At 58.8% G+C, this 14,802-nt stretch carries 14 protein-coding genes; 13 read left to right on the plus strand and 1 reads right to left on the minus strand.

What is annotated here, in order from left to right:
- Nucleotides 1-10 precede the first annotated feature (10 nt).
- The 13 genes from ACM6IN_RS06455 to ACM6IN_RS06515 all read left to right on the plus strand — a co-directional run bounded on the left by ACM6IN_RS06455 (nt 11) and on the right by ACM6IN_RS06515 (nt 13,140).
- The gene (locus ACM6IN_RS06455) at nt 11-2,371 is read left to right on the plus strand and encodes a TonB-dependent receptor (RefSeq protein ID WP_414915621.1); all 2,361 of its coding nucleotides are present in this window, start codon (nt 11-13) and stop codon (nt 2,369-2,371) included.
- A gap of 23 nt (nt 2,372-2,394) precedes the next feature.
- Nucleotides 2,395-3,738, plus strand: a complete 1,344-nt coding sequence (locus ACM6IN_RS06460; protein ID WP_414915622.1) for an aryl-sulfate sulfotransferase — start codon at nt 2,395-2,397, stop codon at nt 3,736-3,738.
- Between the two features lie 190 nt (nt 3,739-3,928).
- The gene (locus tag ACM6IN_RS06465) at nt 3,929-4,255 is read left to right on the plus strand and encodes a hypothetical protein (RefSeq protein WP_007919145.1); all 327 of its coding nucleotides are present in this window, start codon (nt 3,929-3,931) and stop codon (nt 4,253-4,255) included.
- A gap of 383 nt (nt 4,256-4,638) precedes the next feature.
- Nucleotides 4,639-5,448, plus strand: a complete 810-nt coding sequence (locus tag ACM6IN_RS06470; RefSeq protein ID WP_414915623.1) for an energy transducer TonB — start codon at nt 4,639-4,641, stop codon at nt 5,446-5,448.
- A gap of 44 nt (nt 5,449-5,492) precedes the next feature.
- The gene (locus ACM6IN_RS06475) at nt 5,493-6,218 is read left to right on the plus strand and encodes a MotA/TolQ/ExbB proton channel family protein (RefSeq protein WP_414915624.1); all 726 of its coding nucleotides are present in this window, start codon (nt 5,493-5,495) and stop codon (nt 6,216-6,218) included.
- Nucleotide 6,219: 1 nt separating this feature from the next.
- On the plus strand, nt 6,220-6,621 hold the full coding sequence (locus tag ACM6IN_RS06480; protein ID WP_003220570.1) for an ExbD/TolR family protein: 402 nt from the start codon (nt 6,220-6,222) through the stop codon (nt 6,619-6,621).
- A 367-nt stretch (nt 6,622-6,988) separates the two neighbouring features.
- Complete coding sequence (locus tag ACM6IN_RS06485) at nt 6,989-7,570, plus strand: alpha/beta hydrolase (RefSeq protein WP_414915625.1); 582 nt, start codon at nt 6,989-6,991, stop codon at nt 7,568-7,570.
- Nucleotides 7,571-7,623: 53 nt separating this feature from the next.
- Nucleotides 7,624-8,556 carry a sigma 54-interacting transcriptional regulator gene (locus tag ACM6IN_RS06490; protein ID WP_007950263.1) on the plus strand — a complete coding sequence of 311 codons (933 nt, stop codon included), beginning with the start codon at nt 7,624-7,626 and terminating at the stop codon, nt 8,554-8,556.
- 166 nt (nt 8,557-8,722) lie between these two features.
- Nucleotides 8,723-9,520: a MetQ/NlpA family ABC transporter substrate-binding protein gene (locus tag ACM6IN_RS06495; RefSeq protein WP_007918708.1), complete on the plus strand. Its 798-nt coding sequence runs from the start codon at nt 8,723-8,725 to the stop codon at nt 9,518-9,520.
- Nucleotides 9,521-10,186: 666 nt separating this feature from the next.
- Nucleotides 10,187-10,852, plus strand: a complete 666-nt coding sequence (locus ACM6IN_RS06500; RefSeq protein ID WP_095113915.1) for an amino acid ABC transporter permease — start codon at nt 10,187-10,189, stop codon at nt 10,850-10,852.
- Entirely contained in the window at nt 10,833-11,492 is a 660-nt protein-coding gene (locus ACM6IN_RS06505) for an amino acid ABC transporter permease (RefSeq protein ID WP_007918714.1), read from the plus strand. Before ACM6IN_RS06500 ends, ACM6IN_RS06505 begins: the two co-directional genes overlap by 20 nt.
- Entirely contained in the window at nt 11,489-12,271 is a 783-nt protein-coding gene (locus ACM6IN_RS06510) for an amino acid ABC transporter ATP-binding protein (RefSeq protein WP_095113916.1), read from the plus strand. The genes ACM6IN_RS06505 and ACM6IN_RS06510 overlap by 4 nt, the downstream gene beginning before the upstream one ends.
- On the plus strand, nt 12,268-13,140 hold the full coding sequence (locus tag ACM6IN_RS06515; RefSeq protein ID WP_007918717.1) for a transporter substrate-binding domain-containing protein: 873 nt from the start codon (nt 12,268-12,270) through the stop codon (nt 13,138-13,140). The genes ACM6IN_RS06510 and ACM6IN_RS06515 overlap by 4 nt, the downstream gene beginning before the upstream one ends.
- Before the next feature lie 325 nt (nt 13,141-13,465).
- Here the strand turns inward: ACM6IN_RS06515 and ACM6IN_RS06520 are convergent, their stop codons facing one another.
- Nucleotides 13,466-14,662 (minus strand): AAA family ATPase, encoded by a 1,197-nt coding sequence (locus ACM6IN_RS06520; RefSeq protein WP_007918718.1) that lies wholly within the window; start codon nt 14,660-14,662, stop codon nt 13,466-13,468.
- Nucleotides 14,663-14,802: the final 140 nt, after the last annotated feature.

Below are 14,802 nucleotides of genomic sequence, written 5' to 3' on the forward strand. Positions count from 1 at the left end.
GAGCCGCGCCATGAGTCCGTTGAACCTTGCGTCACCCTTAACGCCACGACGGCTCAAACGCCTGCCTCTGGCCCTGTTGCTGGCAGGGAGCGCGAGCTGGACTCACGGCTACGCCGCCGATGCTGAAACCCCGGCACCAGTGCCGGCCGGCAAGCCTGCCGCAAACAATTCGCAACTGGAAACCGTGACCGTCACCACCCGCCGCCGCGAGGAAAGTTCGCAGGACGTACCGACGCCCATGAGCGTGGTCAGCGGGCAGAATCTGGAGACGCAGCGGGTCTACCGGATTCAGGATCTGCAGCAATTGGTGCCCAGCGTCAACGTCGCCTACATGCACGCACGCCAGTCCAGCGTGTCGATCCGTGGCTTGGGTAATAACCCGGCCAGCGATGGCCTGGAAGGCAGCGTCGGCCTGTACATCGACAACGTCTATCTGGGCCGCCCGGGGATGGCGGTGTTTGACTTGATGGACATCGAACAGCTCGAAGTCTTGCGTGGGCCGCAGGGCACGCTGTTCGGCAAAAACACCACCGCCGGGGTGATCAATATCAGCACCCGCGCGCCAACCTTCACGCCCGAACGCAGCATCGAAACCTCGGTCGGCGAGGACGGGTATTTCCAGACCAAGGGCACCATTTCCGGCCCGCTCAACGATCAACTGGCCGGGCGTTTTTCGGCCTACCGCACACGCAGCGACGGTGACATCAAAAACGAATACGACGGCCATGATTTGAATGGCGGCTCGCGCGATGGCTTCCGCGCGCAACTGCTATTCAAGCCCAATGAAGATTTCAACCTGCGCTGGATCGGTGACTACAACGAGGAGGATTCCAGCGCCGGCACCCGCGTGCTCTACAACACCGGGCCGACCATCAACGGCGTCAACCTGTACCAGTCGCGCGCCAACGCGGCCGGCGCAACATTGGTCAACGGTTCGCACCGCAAGGTCAATCTGGACAACGACCAGCACGTTACCGTGCATCAGGGTGGCACGTCGGTGGAAGCCAACTGGACGCTGCCGAGCGACTTCACGCTGACCTCAATCAGCTCCTATCGCTTCTGGAATTTCACCCCGCGCAACGACGACGGCCTCAACGTGCCGGCGAGTTACAACGCCGGGGTGTCGGTGGAGGACAAACAGTATTCGCAGGAATTTCGCCTGGCCTCGCCCAAGGGCGAGTTCTTTGATTACGTCGTCGGCGCTTACTACTTCGGCTCGGATCTGGACAATAAATCCTTCGCCTATTACGGACCGCAAGCGGATATCTGGAATGGTACGGCGCCCGGTGCGCTGGCCAACGTCACCAGTGTCGGCAACGGCCATATCAAGACCGACAGTTTTGCGTTGTTCGCCCAAGGCACCTGGCACCTTACCGAGCGGCTGGACTTCACCGCCGGGGTGCGTGGCACGTATGAAGAGAAATCTGCCTGGGTCACGCGCGATGCGCCGATTGGTGGCGCTGCTGTAACAGGCGCGGCGGCCACCGCACGACGTGGTCGTACCGGCGCTTACGATTCTGGCGATTTGAATCAGTACAGCTCCAGTCCGTCCGGGCTGCTCAACCTAAGCTATCGCATCACCGATGATGTATTGGGTTATGCCACGGTGTCCCACGGCGAGAAATCCGGCGGGGTTAACCTCGCGGTGGGTTCCGCTCCGGTGGCCGGCGCCGATTCACTGCTGATCGGCACCGAACGCGCGAACAACGCCGAACTCGGTTTCAAAAGCACGCTGTGGGATCACCGTCTGCAACTCAACGCCAACGTTTTCTGGACGCAGGTCAACGCTTACCAGACCAACGCCTACGACGCCGAAAACCGCGTGCAATACCTGACCAACGCTGGTTCCGTGCGTTCGCGCGGTGTCGAGTTCGAAAGCACGGTGATCCCGCTGCGCGGCCTGACCTTGAACATCAACGGCTCTTACAACGACGTCAGCTACCTCTCGTACAAAGATGCCCCGTGCCCGCCCGAAGTCAGCCAGGCGCCGGGGGCTCCAGCGTCTTGCGACCTCAGCGGCCATCAAGTGGTCGGCGCTTCGAAATGGATCGGCAACGCCAACGGCGAATACAAATGGAATCTGGATAACGGCTTCGAACCTTACGTCACCGCGAGCTATGCATTCCGCTCGAAAGCCGTCGGTACGGTCGAGGATTCCGACTACGGGCAGATCCCGAGTTACGCCGTGGTCAACTTTTCCACCGGCCTGCGCGGCGACTTCAACCAAGGCCAGTGGGACGTGTCGCTGTGGCTGAAAAACGCTTTCGACAAAACCTATTACACAACCCTGTGGACGGGCGGCAACGGCGGCTATGAAGGCCTGCTCGGCACACCGCGCACGCTGGGCGTCACCGGTCGCTACGACTTCTGATTCGTCACTCAAGGAGCTGCATCATGTTGCGTATCAAAACCGCTTTGCCGGTGTTGCTGTCCGGCGCAGTGCTCAGTGCTGGCGCCTTCGCCGCACCGAGTGTTTACCCGACCGGCGTGACCCGTTATGACCCGAACAAGGCCTTCAATCAGTACGTGATTTTCAGCGGCGCCGACAAACAGACGCACCTGATCGATATGAACGGCAACGAGGTGAAAACCTGGCCACAGGCAGGTTTCCCGTCAGCGATCATCGACCCGAAACTGGTCGGCGGCGAGCGTGGGCATGTGTTGCTGCAACTGAGTGAAAAGGATCCCGGCAAGCTCGGTTCGGCCGGCAACGGGCTGGGCAATCAGAGCGTCGGCGAGCTGGACTGGAATGGCAATGTCGTTTGGCAGTGGGGCGACAAGGCGCCCGGTGGCGCGGCTCAGCAGCACCATGATCAGCGTCGTTTGAGCAACGGCAACACCGTGGTGCTGGCGAACAAGGTGCACAAGGTCAAAGGCTTCAAAGTGCCCGAGGTGATCGACGATGCGATCTATGAAGTCAGCCCCGAAGGCGCGGTGAAATGGCAGTGGCTGGCCTCGGAGCATCTCAATGAATTCGGCTTCACCGCCGAGCAGTTGAAGCTGGTGCGTGCCAGTGAAAATCCGGATTACCTGCACATCAACAACCTCAGTCTGGTGGGGCCGAACAAGTGGTTCGATGCCGGTGACAAGCGCTTCAATCCGGATAACCTGTTGATCGACTCACGCAATGCCAACTTCATCGCGATCATTGATAAAAGCAGCGGCAAAGTGGTCTGGCGTCTCGGACCGAATTTGCCGCTGATCAACCCGAAAACCGCGCAGAAACTGCCGCGTCCTGTGGATCAGTTTGTCGGTCAGCATGATGCACACATAATCCCGGCGGGATTGCCTGGTGCCGGTAACTTGCTGGTGTTCGACAACCAGGGTTCGGCGGGTTATCCCAATGTCACTCTTGGGCTGATTTCCGGTTCGCGGGTGTTGGAAATCGACCCGGTGAAAAACCAGATCGTCTGGCAATACAGCGCAGCCAATTCGAAGCAACCGGGGTGGGCGTTCTACAGTTCGTTTATCAGCAGTGCTCGGCGCTTGCCCAATGGCAACACGTTGATCGACGAGGGCATGAACGGGCGGTTTTTCCAGGTGACGGCCAACGGTGAGAACGTCTGGGAATACGTCAGCCCGTATCTGGGCAAAGCGCCGGGCAGCGATGCGATCAGCAACTGGGTCTATCGGGCGTTACCTGTGAGTTATGACTGGGTGCCAGCGGGTACGCCACGCTCGGAGACGGCGGTTAATTTACCGGTTGTCAACGTGCAGCAAGCCAATACCAGTCGTTAGTTGAATTGGAATTAGTGCTCGAACGAACGGCGATAAGTTATGAGCGAGTTGAAGGCTGCTTATTGCAATTTCGTTAGTCACTCGCGTGGACAATAGTTGAATGTCCAACCATCCTGACTGTCGTGAGTTTCCAGGAGGAAACTTGCTCTCATCGGAAGACACTTATCCCAACGATAAAGGAATTCGAATCATGTCGAGCATTAATGGCACTTATGTAAACGCCAACGCTGGCGCCAAACTGACGATTACCGATGGCAACGACGCCAACGGTACATTCAGCGGCACGTTCAGCCAGGGCGGCGTTAACTATGACGTCAGCTACGGGCATTACCATTTCCAGAACAGCACCGGACAACCTACCACCATCACGTTTGTCGGTCTGAATGGTAATAGCGGATTTCAAGCATGGTCATTGTTTTCTCCTGATCACAATTACGCAAAAGTGCGCGCGGCCGGTTCCCGTACTAACTTTGACGGTGAAGTAGTGACCCTTGCAGGGGAATTCGTCAAACAATAACCCACGCGCAATCGATAAAGGCCGCCGCACGAAAGTGTGCCGGCCTTTTTTGTTGTTCCGGGAAAAAATAATAATCAACTATCTACTTGGTATTAGTTGTCCTGCAAAACCGGCTCAGGCGAATTTGATGCGTTGAATGAATACTTTCAATGCCTGAAAAGCATGCGTTTTTTCACCCATCGCTGCAGCCCGCGTGGCACGTGGCTTTGGCGGAATTGATCAATTCTTATATTCCATAAGGACCTATGCATAACGTTAAAGATTACTTTCGGAGATAAGCGACAAGCCCAATGATTCACCCATCGATCCACCGTGGGGGATTCAACAAACGGTCGATCGGCAGTTTTTGTAGAGAACGCAAAAAGACCGCAGGGAGTGAATCAATGGGCAATGTCCAGACCGCCGCCAGCGCAGAGGAATTGCTGTGGCGTCAGACGCCGGGTGGCGAGTTGGTCGATCTCGGCCGGCCGCATCGTGTGCCGCTGGGGCAGTTGCGTTTGCAACGTGCGCCCAAGGGCATTCTGAGTCGGCGCGAAACTTTTCTGCTTGGCGTGCTCGCGTTGGTGGTGCATGGCGCGGTGATCTACTGGATCAGCCAGAAGCCGACGCCGGTGCTGCCGATTGTGCCGCCGGAAATTCCGCCGATGACCATCGAATTCTCGCGCCCGGCGCCGCCAGCGCCACCGGTTGTCGAGCCACCGCCGCCCGCGCCTGTGGTTGAGCCACCACCGCCAGTGGAAGACGAACTGGCGGTAAAACCGCCGCCGCCCAAACCGGTTCCGAAACCCAAACCGGTGGTTAAACAGGCACCCAAACCAGCACCGAAAGCCGTGGAGCAACCACCGACGCCGCCACAACCGGCTGCCCCGGTTGCCGCGCCAGCGCCACCTGCTCCCCCCGCGCCGGCACCGGTAACCCCGGCCTCAGCGAATGCCGCGTACCTGAAAAACCCGGCGCCGGAATACCCGTCGCTGGCTCAGCGTCGCGGCTGGGAAGGCACGGTGTTGCTGCGTGTGCATGTGCTGGCCAGCGGCAAGCCGGGTGAGATCCAGATAGCCAAAAGCAGCGGCCGGCAGCAGCTCGACGACGCGGCGCTGAACGCCGTGAAGCGTTGGAGTTTCGTCCCGGCCAAGCAGGGTGATGTCGCCCAGGACGGCTGGGTCAGCGTGCCCATCGATTTCAAGATTCATTAAACCGAAACCAAATTCGCGCGAAACGTTTACACGAGGAATACATCATGACGTTACTGGCATCTCCACTGGAATCCATCGAAAGCGCGGTGATCTGGCTGCTGGTGGTTTTTTCCGTCGCCACTTGGGGCCTGGCATTGCTCAAGGCTTGGCAATTCGGGCGTCTGAAGGCGCAGGACCGGCGTTTTCATAAACGCTTCTGGGCGGCGTCCAGTCTCGATTCCGCCGCTGAATTGAGCGAAACCCAACCCGGCGCTGCGGCGCGGGTGGCGCAGGCCGGTTACGCGGCGATTCAGGTGGGCGAGGCGCCACAGGCCAATGATTTGAGCCAGGCGATCAACCATCAGGATCGCCTTGAGCGCGCCTTGCGCCAGCAGATCGTCCGCGAACGCCGTTCTCTGGAAACCGGTCTGGCGGTGGTCGCAAGTATTGGCAGCACCTCGCCGTTCGTTGGTTTGTTCGGCACGGTGTGGGGAATCATGGAAGCGTTGAAAGGCATCAGCGCGGCCGGTTCGGCGAGCCTGGAAACGGTGGCCGGGCCGATCGGTGCGGCACTGGTCGCCACGGGTGTGGGGATCGCCGTCGCGGTGCCAGCGGTGCTGGTTTACAACTACTTTTTGCGTCGGTTGAAACTGACGGCGGCGGATCTGGATGACTTCGCCCACGACTTCTACAGCCTGGCGCAGAAGAGTGCGTTCCGCGTATTGATCCACCCGACTGCGCACAAGGTCGCAGCAAGCGGCAACGCAGCAAAAGTGAAGGAGGCGTCCTGATATGGCCTTCTCCACGCAAGACAGTGATGAGGTGCTCAGCGAGATCAACGTGACGCCGCTGGTGGACGTGATGCTGGTGCTGCTGGTGGTGTTTATCGTCACCGCGCCGCTGCTGACCAACGCGATCCCGATCAACCTGCCGAAGACCGAAGCGGTGGCGCCGGTCGAGCAGAAGGACCCGCTGGTGGTGAGCATCGATGGCGCCGGCAAGCTGTTTATCAACAAGGACGAGATTCAGCCGGACTTGCTGGAATTCAACCTCAAGTCGGCCAAGGCCAAGGACCCGGAAGTGCGCGTGCAATTGCAGGCCGATGACGGGGTGAACTACGGCGAAGTGGCGCGGGCGATGGCTTCGATTGAACGGGCGGGGATTACCAAGTTGTCGGTGATTACTGCGCGGTGACAGATTTTACGTTTTTCCGGGGCCGTCTCCTTGGCAGGGTGCGGCCCTTTTTTTATTTCTGGCATTAGAAGCAAAGCCCTCACCCTAGCCCTCTCCCAGAGGGAGAGGGGACTGATCGCGTTGTTCTTACGAGTTACACCGACCTGAAATATCCAGTCGAACTCCAAATCTGAAAACCGCATAGATCGGCTCCCTTTCCCCCTCGCCCCCATGAGGGAGAGGGCTGGGGTGAGGGGGAAAAGATTTCAAGCCATGCACAAATCGCATATTCAATTCAGATCTTAATAAATAGCTTCTTATTCCTTAACGAATATAAATCCCCTCCCTATACTCGTCCAGGAACAGACACGACGCAGGAGAGCTCCCCATGCGCAACGAATCAATCCGCTACCTGATTGTGCCGGGCTGGCAAGGATCGCCAGAAGATCATTGGCAAAGCCACTGGCAAAACAGCCTGCCGAACAGCGCGCGGGTCGAGCAGGCCGATTGGCTGACGCCGCGTCGTGAAGACTGGGTGGCGGCACTGGCCGAGGCGATTGCAGCCGACAGCACGCCGGTCATTCTTATCGCCCACAGCCTCGGCTGCATCACCGTTGCCCATTGGGCAGCCACGGCGCCGCTGCAATACCTGCGTCAGGTACGCGGTGCCTTGCTGGTCGCGCCAGCGGACGTCGAGCGTCCGGCCTGCGCGCCGGCGCTGCGCAACTTCGCACCGATTCCGACGGATCTGCTGCCGTTCCCGAGCCAGGTGGTCAGCTCCGATAACGATGCTGCCGTCAGTGCACCGCGAGCGCTTGAACTGGCGCGCAACTGGGGCGCCGAAGCGGGGATTCTTGCTGGCGCCGGACACATCAACGTCAAGTCCGGGCATCAGCGTTGGGAGCAGGGTTTTGCCTATCTCTATCGCCTGCAAAACCGCTTGGAACACCAGGCCCGCCGCCGCGCCTGATTTTATTTCTTTCAACGCCCCCGTCTCCCGGCGGTTTTGGGCGGGAGTCCGCCATGAGTTTCGAAACGTTCGGTCAGCCGTTGCTGACCTTTCCCGATGCAGAAAAAAGCCCCCTGAGCATTCGCGCCAAAGCGCTGGTGTTTGTCGATCCGCGCTCGCGTCAGTTGCGTGAAGAGCTTGAGCAATTGGCGCCACGATCGGTCTCGGTGTTGATACGTGGCGAGACCGGTACCGGCAAGGAACTGCTCGCCCGGCACATCCATCGCGCCAGCGATCGTAGTGGTCTGTTCGTCTCTGTCAATTGCGGCGCCATCAGCCCGACCTACGCCGATGCAGAACTGTTTGGCTATGCCGCCGGCACCTACAGCGGTTCGGCGAGCAGTCGCGCGGGCTGGTTCGGTTCGGCCAATGGCGGCACCTTGTACCTGGATGAAATCGGCGACTTGCCGCTGCCGATCCAGATCAAACTACTGGCAGCGCTGGAAAACCACGAAGTCACCCGTGTCGGAGCGCATCAGCCGAGCCCGGTGGATGTGCGCCTGGTCGCGGCGACCAGCATCGATCTGGCGCAAGCGGTGGACGCCGGAAAATTTCATGAGCGCCTTTATCACTATTTGAGCGAAGGGCAACTGGAGTTGCCCGCCTTGCGCGCGCGCATCGGCGACATTCTTTCGCTGGCCGAGTATTTCCTTGGCATCTATAGCCAGCGTCTGGACTTGCCGGTGCCATTGATCAGCGAAGCGGCGCAGCATGTGCTCGAACAACACAGTTGGCCGGGCAACACCCGCGAGCTGGAAAACGTCATTCACTTTGCCTTGCTGGTGAGCACCGGCGACGAAATTCTGCCGGAGCACCTGAATCTGCCCGAGGTGTCTGGGCCGCAGCTTCAGATCGAACGGCTGGTTGCACAAATCAACATCGGCGGTAGCGTCGATGAGCGTAAGGCCTTGAAAGATTTGCTGATTCGTTTGAGTGAGGGTTTGTAACCGTTTCGTTCAACATGAACAAAATGGAATATGAAGCTGAATAAACGTTATTGTCCGGGAATAAAAAATCCCGGTATTGTCCGACCCACGCCAGCGATATCACTTCACTGGCACACGTATTAATGCCGTCGTCGATGACGACCGTGATTTTCGATAAGGACACTGCATGAAAAAGGTTCTGTTGTTTACCGCATTGGCGGCTGCTCTGACTGCTTCCCTGGCCAATGCCGGCGAGAAACTGGTGGTTGCGGCGACCCCGGTGCCGCACGCTGAAATCCTTGAACTGATCAAACCGACCCTGGCCAAAGAAGGCGTGGATCTGGAAATCAAAGTGTTCACCGACTACGTTCAGCCGAACGTACAGGTTGGCGAGAAGCGTCTGGACGCCAACTACTTCCAGACCCTGCCGTATCTGAACAGCTTCAACCAGGGTAAATACAAGGACGACAAGTCCAAGTACCTGGTGACTGTGCAGGGCGTGCACGTTGAACCGTTCGGTGGTTACTCGAGCAAGTACAAGACCCTGGCTGAACTGCCGGATGGCGCGACCATCGCCATCCCGAACGAAGGCAGCAACAGCGGCCGCGCACTGATCCTGCTGCAGAAGGCTGGCCTGATCGAATTGAAAGACCCGAAAAACGCGCTGGCAACGCCGAAAGACATCGCCAAGAACCCGCACAATTTCAAGTTCAAGGAACTGGAATCGGCCCTGCTGCCACGCGTTCTGAAGGAAGTTGATCTGGACATGATCAACACCAACTACGCCCTCGAAGCCAAGCTGAACCCGCAGAAAGATGCGCTGGTGATTGAAGGCGCTGACTCGCCATACGTGAACTTCCTGGTGGCCCGTGAGGACAACAAGAACAGCGACGCGATCCAGAAACTGGCCAAAGCCCTGACCAGCCCGGAAGTCAAAGCGTTCATCGAGAAGAAGTACAACGGCGCGGTACTGCCGGCGTTCTGATCTGACGCTGGAACCACCCCCTTCAAGGTGTGAAAACGCCGATGGCCAGCGATGGTCATCGGCGTTTTTGTGTGCGTGCGGAAAGCGGCCCTCACCCTAACCCTCCCGAAACGTCGGACCGCCCAGAGGTAGAGGGGACTGAATGGGGGATATTGACGCAATACGCCGACGTGAAAGATCTCTGCCGAATCCATAATCGACTCGGTCTTTCAGGTCGATGTATGACGCCAGACACCTCGGTCAGCCCCCTCTCCCTCGGGGAGAGGGCTGGGGTGAGGGTGCTCTTGATTCTCAGGCAACCTGAGCCTTCAACGCCCGCCTCAACGCCACCAACAATTTCACAATCTCCTGCGGATCCAGTCGCTGCGGCACTTTTACGTCCATGTTCTCTTCCTTGTTATGAGTTTGGCCGGGTGAGTCTGGCCAAAAGCTGTTCGTCCTTGGAGGGCTTTCGTGAAAAAAAGATCCGTCCTACAGCGCAAAGAAAAATAGCCTTCTTATTCCTTCCCGGCAAACCCACAAGATAGTTTTTTGGGTGATATCAATATGCTTTAACGGTATTTAAATTCTTGTTTTTATATCTATAAAGTCGGTGTCTGCCGGACAGCCACCCGCTGTCCATGGAGTGCACCACCGTCGCTTACCGAGCGGCGTCCAGGACGTTTCATGACTTTTGATTACGCATTTATCCTCAGCACCCTGCCGGCGTTTCTCAAAGCCGTGGGCGTGACGCTGCAGGTCGGATTCATCGCCATCGGCACCTCGCTGTTGGTGGCGCTGCTCAACGCGACGATTCTGGTGTTCCGCACGCCATACCTACAAAAACTGGTCGGCCTGTATGTGGAGCTGGCGCGCAACACGCCGCTGTTGATCCAGTTGTTTTTCGTCTACTTCGCCTTGCCGGCAGTGGGGGTCCAGGTTTCCGGTTTCACCGCCGCGATCATCACCATGACCTTCCTCGGTGGCGCCTATCTCACCGAAGTATTGCGTGCCGGCGTCGATGCGGTGCCGCAGGCGCAACTGGAATCAGGGCGCTCGATCGGCCTGTCCCACGGCCAATTGCTGCGCTACGTGATCCTGCCGCAAGCGGGGATTCTCAGCCTGCCGTCGCTGTTCGCCAATTTCATTTTCCTGCTCAAGGAAACCACCGTGGTCTCGGCGGTGGCGGTGCCGGAAATCCTCTACACCACCAAGAGCTACATCGCGCTCTATTACAAAACCTACGAAATGCTCGCCGTGCTGACGCTGATCTGCGTGCTGCTGTTCTTGCCGCTGTCGCTGTTGCTCAGCCGTCTGGAAAGGAGGCTCCAGCATGGCCAGTTCGGGTCTTGAGTTGCTCTGGGTGTCGTTGCCGCAATTGGCCAAGGGCGCCGGACAAACCTTGTCGATCTCGTTTCTGAGCATCGCCATCAGCACCGTCGGTGGCGTGCTCTACGGCGTGTTGCGCACGCTCAACGTGACATGGCTGAACGCGATTTTGCGGGTCTATCTGGAGCTGTTCCGGGCGATTCCGGTGCTGGTCTGGTTGTATCTGTTGTTCTTCGGTCTGCCGATTTTCTTCGGCCTGAGCATTCCCAGCTTTTGGTGCGCGGTGCTGGTGCTGTCGCTGTGGGGCGCCAGCGAGGTGGGTGAAGTGGCGCGCGGAGCGCTGCATTCGTTGCCACGCGGGCAGCGTGAAGCGGGGCTGTCGATAGGTCTGAACGCCGCGCAACTTTATGGCTATGTGCTGCTGCCGCAAGCACTGAAGCGCATGACGCCGCCGACCATCAACGTCTACACGCGGATCATCAAGACCAGCTCGCTGGCGGTGTTGATCGGTGTGGTTGACGTGATCAAGGTCGGCCAGCAGATCATCGAGCGCACTTACGAATCGGTGCTGATCTACGGCGCGTTGTTCCTGTTTTTCTTTTTCATCTGCTACCCGCTGTCAGCCGCCTCGCGCGTGCTGGAGCGGCGCTGGACGCAAGCATGAGCGCATTGATCGAGTTTCACGGCTTCAACAAATTCTATGGCGAGCAGCAGGTGCTTAACGGCATTGATCTGCAGGTGCAGAGCGGCGAAGTGATCGTCATTCTCGGCCCCAGCGGCTGCGGCAAAAGCACCTTGCTGCGTTGCCTCAACGGTCTGGAAGAGGCTCACAGCGGCAGCCTGAAATTTGTCGGCCGCGAGTTGCTGGGCAAGTCCACTGACTGGCGCGAGATCCGTCAGCAGATCGGCATGGTGTTCCAGAGTTATCACCTGTTCCCGCACATGAGCGTGCTCGACAATCTGCTGCTCGGCCCGCTCAAGGTGCAGAAGCGCCAGCGCCGCGAGGCGCAGCAGCAAGCCGAAGCGCTGCTCGAACGCGTGGGCCTGGCGGACAAGCGCGATGCTTTCCCGCGTCAGCTCTCCGGCGGCCAGCAGCAACGCATCGCCATTGTCCGTTCGCTGTGCATGAACCCGCGCGTAATGCTCTTCGACGAAGTCACCGCTGCCCTCGACCCGGAAATGGTCAAGGAAGTTTTGCAGGTCATTCAGGGCCTGGCCCGCGAAGGCATGACCCTGTTGATCGTCACCCATGAAATGGCCTTCGCCCGCGCGGTGGCCGACCGCATCGTGTTCATGGATGCCGGGCGCATCCTTGAACAGAACCCGCCCGAGATTTTCTTTACGAACCCGCAAACCGCACGCGCGCAGCAGTTTCTGGAGAAGTTCTCCTTCGTGGCAACACTGCCAAAAACGAATCCGACAAAGGAACTGGAACTGTTATGAAAACTGCCGCTTTTTTACTGCCCCTACTGAGCCTCGCCTTACTTGCCGGTTGCAGCAAAACCGAAGAACCGCCAAAGCCGAAGGTTGCCAGCGAAAGCTCCGCGCCGGCCGGTTACCTGGACAAGATCAAGGCTCGCGACAAACTGATCGTTGGCGTCTTTACCGACAAGCCGCCATTCGGTTTTGTCGATGAGGCCGGGCGCTACGTCGGCTTCGATACCGACATTGGCCGCCGTTTCGCCAAGGATCTGCTCGGTGATGAAAACAAGGTCGAGTTCGTTGCCGTCGAACCGGCAAGCCGTATCCCGTTCCTGCAAAGCGACAAGGTCGACCTGATTCTCGCCAACATGACCGTAACCCCGGAGCGCAAGGAAGCGGTGGAATTCACCAACCCGAACCTCAAGGTTGCGGTGCAGGCGCTGGTGCCGCAGAGCAGCTCGGTGAAAAACCTTGATGACCTGGCGTCCCGCACCACCATCGTCACCACCGGCACCACTGCCGATATCTGGCTGACCAAGAATCACCCGGACTGGAAACTGCTGAAGTTCGAGAAAAACTCCGAGTCGCTGCAGGCCCTGGCCAATGGTCGAGGCGATGCTTATGCACAGGACAATCTGGTGTTGTTCAGCTGGGCCAAGCAGAACCCGGGTTATCGTGTGCTGGATGACAAATTGGGTGCAGAAGCGCCGATTGCGCCGGCGGTGAAGAAGGGCAATATCGAGTTGCGTGACTGGGTGAATACTGAGCTGAGCAAGCTGGGTGAGGAGAAGTATCTGCTCAAGCTGTACGACCAATATGTGCGTAAAGAGCTGAGCGATGACACCAAGCCTGAGAGCGTGATTGTCGAGGGTGGCAAGTGGCAGGGGTGATTGCCCGCTGAGTCTGTGGTGAGGCCTGCCCCTTACCCCAGCCCTCTCCCGAGGGAGAGGGAGCCGACCGAGGTGTCCTGCATTAGACATCGACCTGAAAAGCCGAGTCGATTATGGATTCACAACAGCATTTTCAGGTCGGCGTAATTCCCGAACATCCGCGGTCAGGCCCCTCTCCCTGTAGAGAGGGAGCCGATCTCTGGGCTTTTCAAAAACCTGCGTTCAACTCGAGACTTACATGTCGGCGTAACTAGAAAGAACAACTCCGGTCAGTCCCCTCTCCCTCTGGGAGAGGGTTAGGGTGAGGGGCTTTTGCCTGAATCACTCAATCCGGCCAATGCCACGCCGGCTCATCCAGCACTCGCTGCCCGACAATCCCGGTCTGCCCCAGGGTTTTCTCCAGCACGATGCAATTGCACTCCGGGTCTTCCTGCAACGCCGAAATCAACCGCCGCGCATGCGACACCACCCACACCTGACACTGCTCCGACGCGCGAATGATCAGCCGCGCCAGCGCTGGCAACAGATCCGGGTGCAAACTGGTTTCCGGTTCGTTCAATACCATCAGCGTCGGCGGTCTCGGCGTCAGCAGCGCGGCGACCAGCAGCAGATAGCGCAACGTCCCGTCCGACAGTTCCGCCGCCGATAACGGCCGCAACAAGCCTTCCTGATAAAACTCGATGGCAAACCGTCCGCCGGCCTGCGCTTCGATATGCAGCCGTGCGCCAGGAAACGCATCGGTAATCGCCGCACGCATGGCGTCGCCATCACCAATCTCGATGATGGTCTGCAACGCCGCCGCCAGATCCCGCCCATCGTGATGCAGCACCGGCGTGCGTGTGCCCAATTGCGGCTGGCGCACCGGTGCATCGGCATCGCTGCGAAAGTGATCGTAAAAGCGCCAGCGACGAATGAACTCACGCATCTGAAACACTTCCGGCGAGCTGCGCAGGCTGCCGACCTGATCGAAGAGGCTGTCGAAGTTCGGCGTGTGTTGCGCCAGTACATCCCATTGGCGCTCGGCGCGTGCGCGGATCATCGGCCCGTCACGATCCACCAGCAGGCTGGCGGGACGGTAAAGCGCGCCGGCCCAGATGCACTCGCGCTTGATCTGCGGGTCAAGGCTGAAGCGCGAGGGTATCGGCCGTGAATGTTCGGGCAACATGAAGTGCCCGTTGGAGTCGGGCAGGCCGAGGCTGATCGAATAACTGAAATCTTCCCCGGCGAACCCCAAGCGCAGTCGCTTCACAGCCTGACGCACCGTCGACTGAATGGGCACTTCGCCGTTGCGCATACGCCGGCTGATGGTTTCCGGCCCGGCCCAGAAGGTCGACTCCAGTCCACCCTCACGGGCCAGCGCATTGACCACCCCGCCCTGAGCGGTTTCCGCCAGCAAGCGCAAGGCCCGATAGAGGTTGGACTTGCCGCTGCCGTTGGGGCCGGTGATCAGGTTCAGGCGGCCGAGCGGGATCACCAGTTTGTTGATCGAACGGTAATTGGCCACCGCGAGAGTATTGAGCATGGAATTCCTTCTCTTCAGGCGCCTATTGTAGGAGCTGCCGGAGGCTGCGATCTTTTGATGTTGTTTTTAAAAGATCAAAAGATCGCAGCCTCCGGCAGCTCCTAGAGGAAATATGGGGGACGAACGGGCGAACGTTGAAC

It is taken from the genome of Pseudomonas sp. IT-P395 (genome assembly GCF_949767675.1).
Lineage (GTDB): Bacteria > Pseudomonadota > Gammaproteobacteria > Pseudomonadales > Pseudomonadaceae > Aquipseudomonas.

Bases quoted from the DNA above. Each gene is read 5' to 3' on its own strand.
- ACM6IN_RS06515 (WP_007918717.1), top strand. From the start codon at position 12,268: ATGAAAACTGCCGCTTTTTTACTGCCCCTACTGAGCCTCGCCTTACTT.
- ACM6IN_RS06465 (WP_007919145.1), top strand. From the start codon at position 3,929: ATGTCGAGCATTAATGGCACTTATGTAAACGCCAACGCTGGCGCCAAA.
- ACM6IN_RS06495 (WP_007918708.1), top strand. From the start codon at position 8,723: ATGAAAAAGGTTCTGTTGTTTACCGCATTGGCGGCTGCTCTGACTGCT.
- ACM6IN_RS06505 (WP_007918714.1), top strand. From the start codon at position 10,833: ATGGCCAGTTCGGGTCTTGAGTTGCTCTGGGTGTCGTTGCCGCAATTG.
- ACM6IN_RS06500 (WP_095113915.1), top strand. From the start codon at position 10,187: ATGACTTTTGATTACGCATTTATCCTCAGCACCCTGCCGGCGTTTCTC.
- ACM6IN_RS06485 (WP_414915625.1), top strand. From the start codon at position 6,989: ATGCGCAACGAATCAATCCGCTACCTGATTGTGCCGGGCTGGCAAGGA.
- ACM6IN_RS06460 (WP_414915622.1), top strand. From the start codon at position 2,395: ATGTTGCGTATCAAAACCGCTTTGCCGGTGTTGCTGTCCGGCGCAGTG.
- ACM6IN_RS06470 (WP_414915623.1), top strand. From the start codon at position 4,639: ATGGGCAATGTCCAGACCGCCGCCAGCGCAGAGGAATTGCTGTGGCGT.
- ACM6IN_RS06455 (WP_414915621.1), top strand. From the start codon at position 11: ATGAGTCCGTTGAACCTTGCGTCACCCTTAACGCCACGACGGCTCAAA.
- ACM6IN_RS06475 (WP_414915624.1), top strand. From the start codon at position 5,493: ATGACGTTACTGGCATCTCCACTGGAATCCATCGAAAGCGCGGTGATC.
- ACM6IN_RS06520 (WP_007918718.1), bottom strand. From the start codon at position 14,662: ATGCTCAATACTCTCGCGGTGGCCAATTACCGTTCGATCAACAAACTG.
- ACM6IN_RS06480 (WP_003220570.1), top strand. From the start codon at position 6,220: ATGGCCTTCTCCACGCAAGACAGTGATGAGGTGCTCAGCGAGATCAAC.
- ACM6IN_RS06490 (WP_007950263.1), top strand. From the start codon at position 7,624: ATGAGTTTCGAAACGTTCGGTCAGCCGTTGCTGACCTTTCCCGATGCA.
- ACM6IN_RS06510 (WP_095113916.1), top strand. From the start codon at position 11,489: ATGAGCGCATTGATCGAGTTTCACGGCTTCAACAAATTCTATGGCGAG.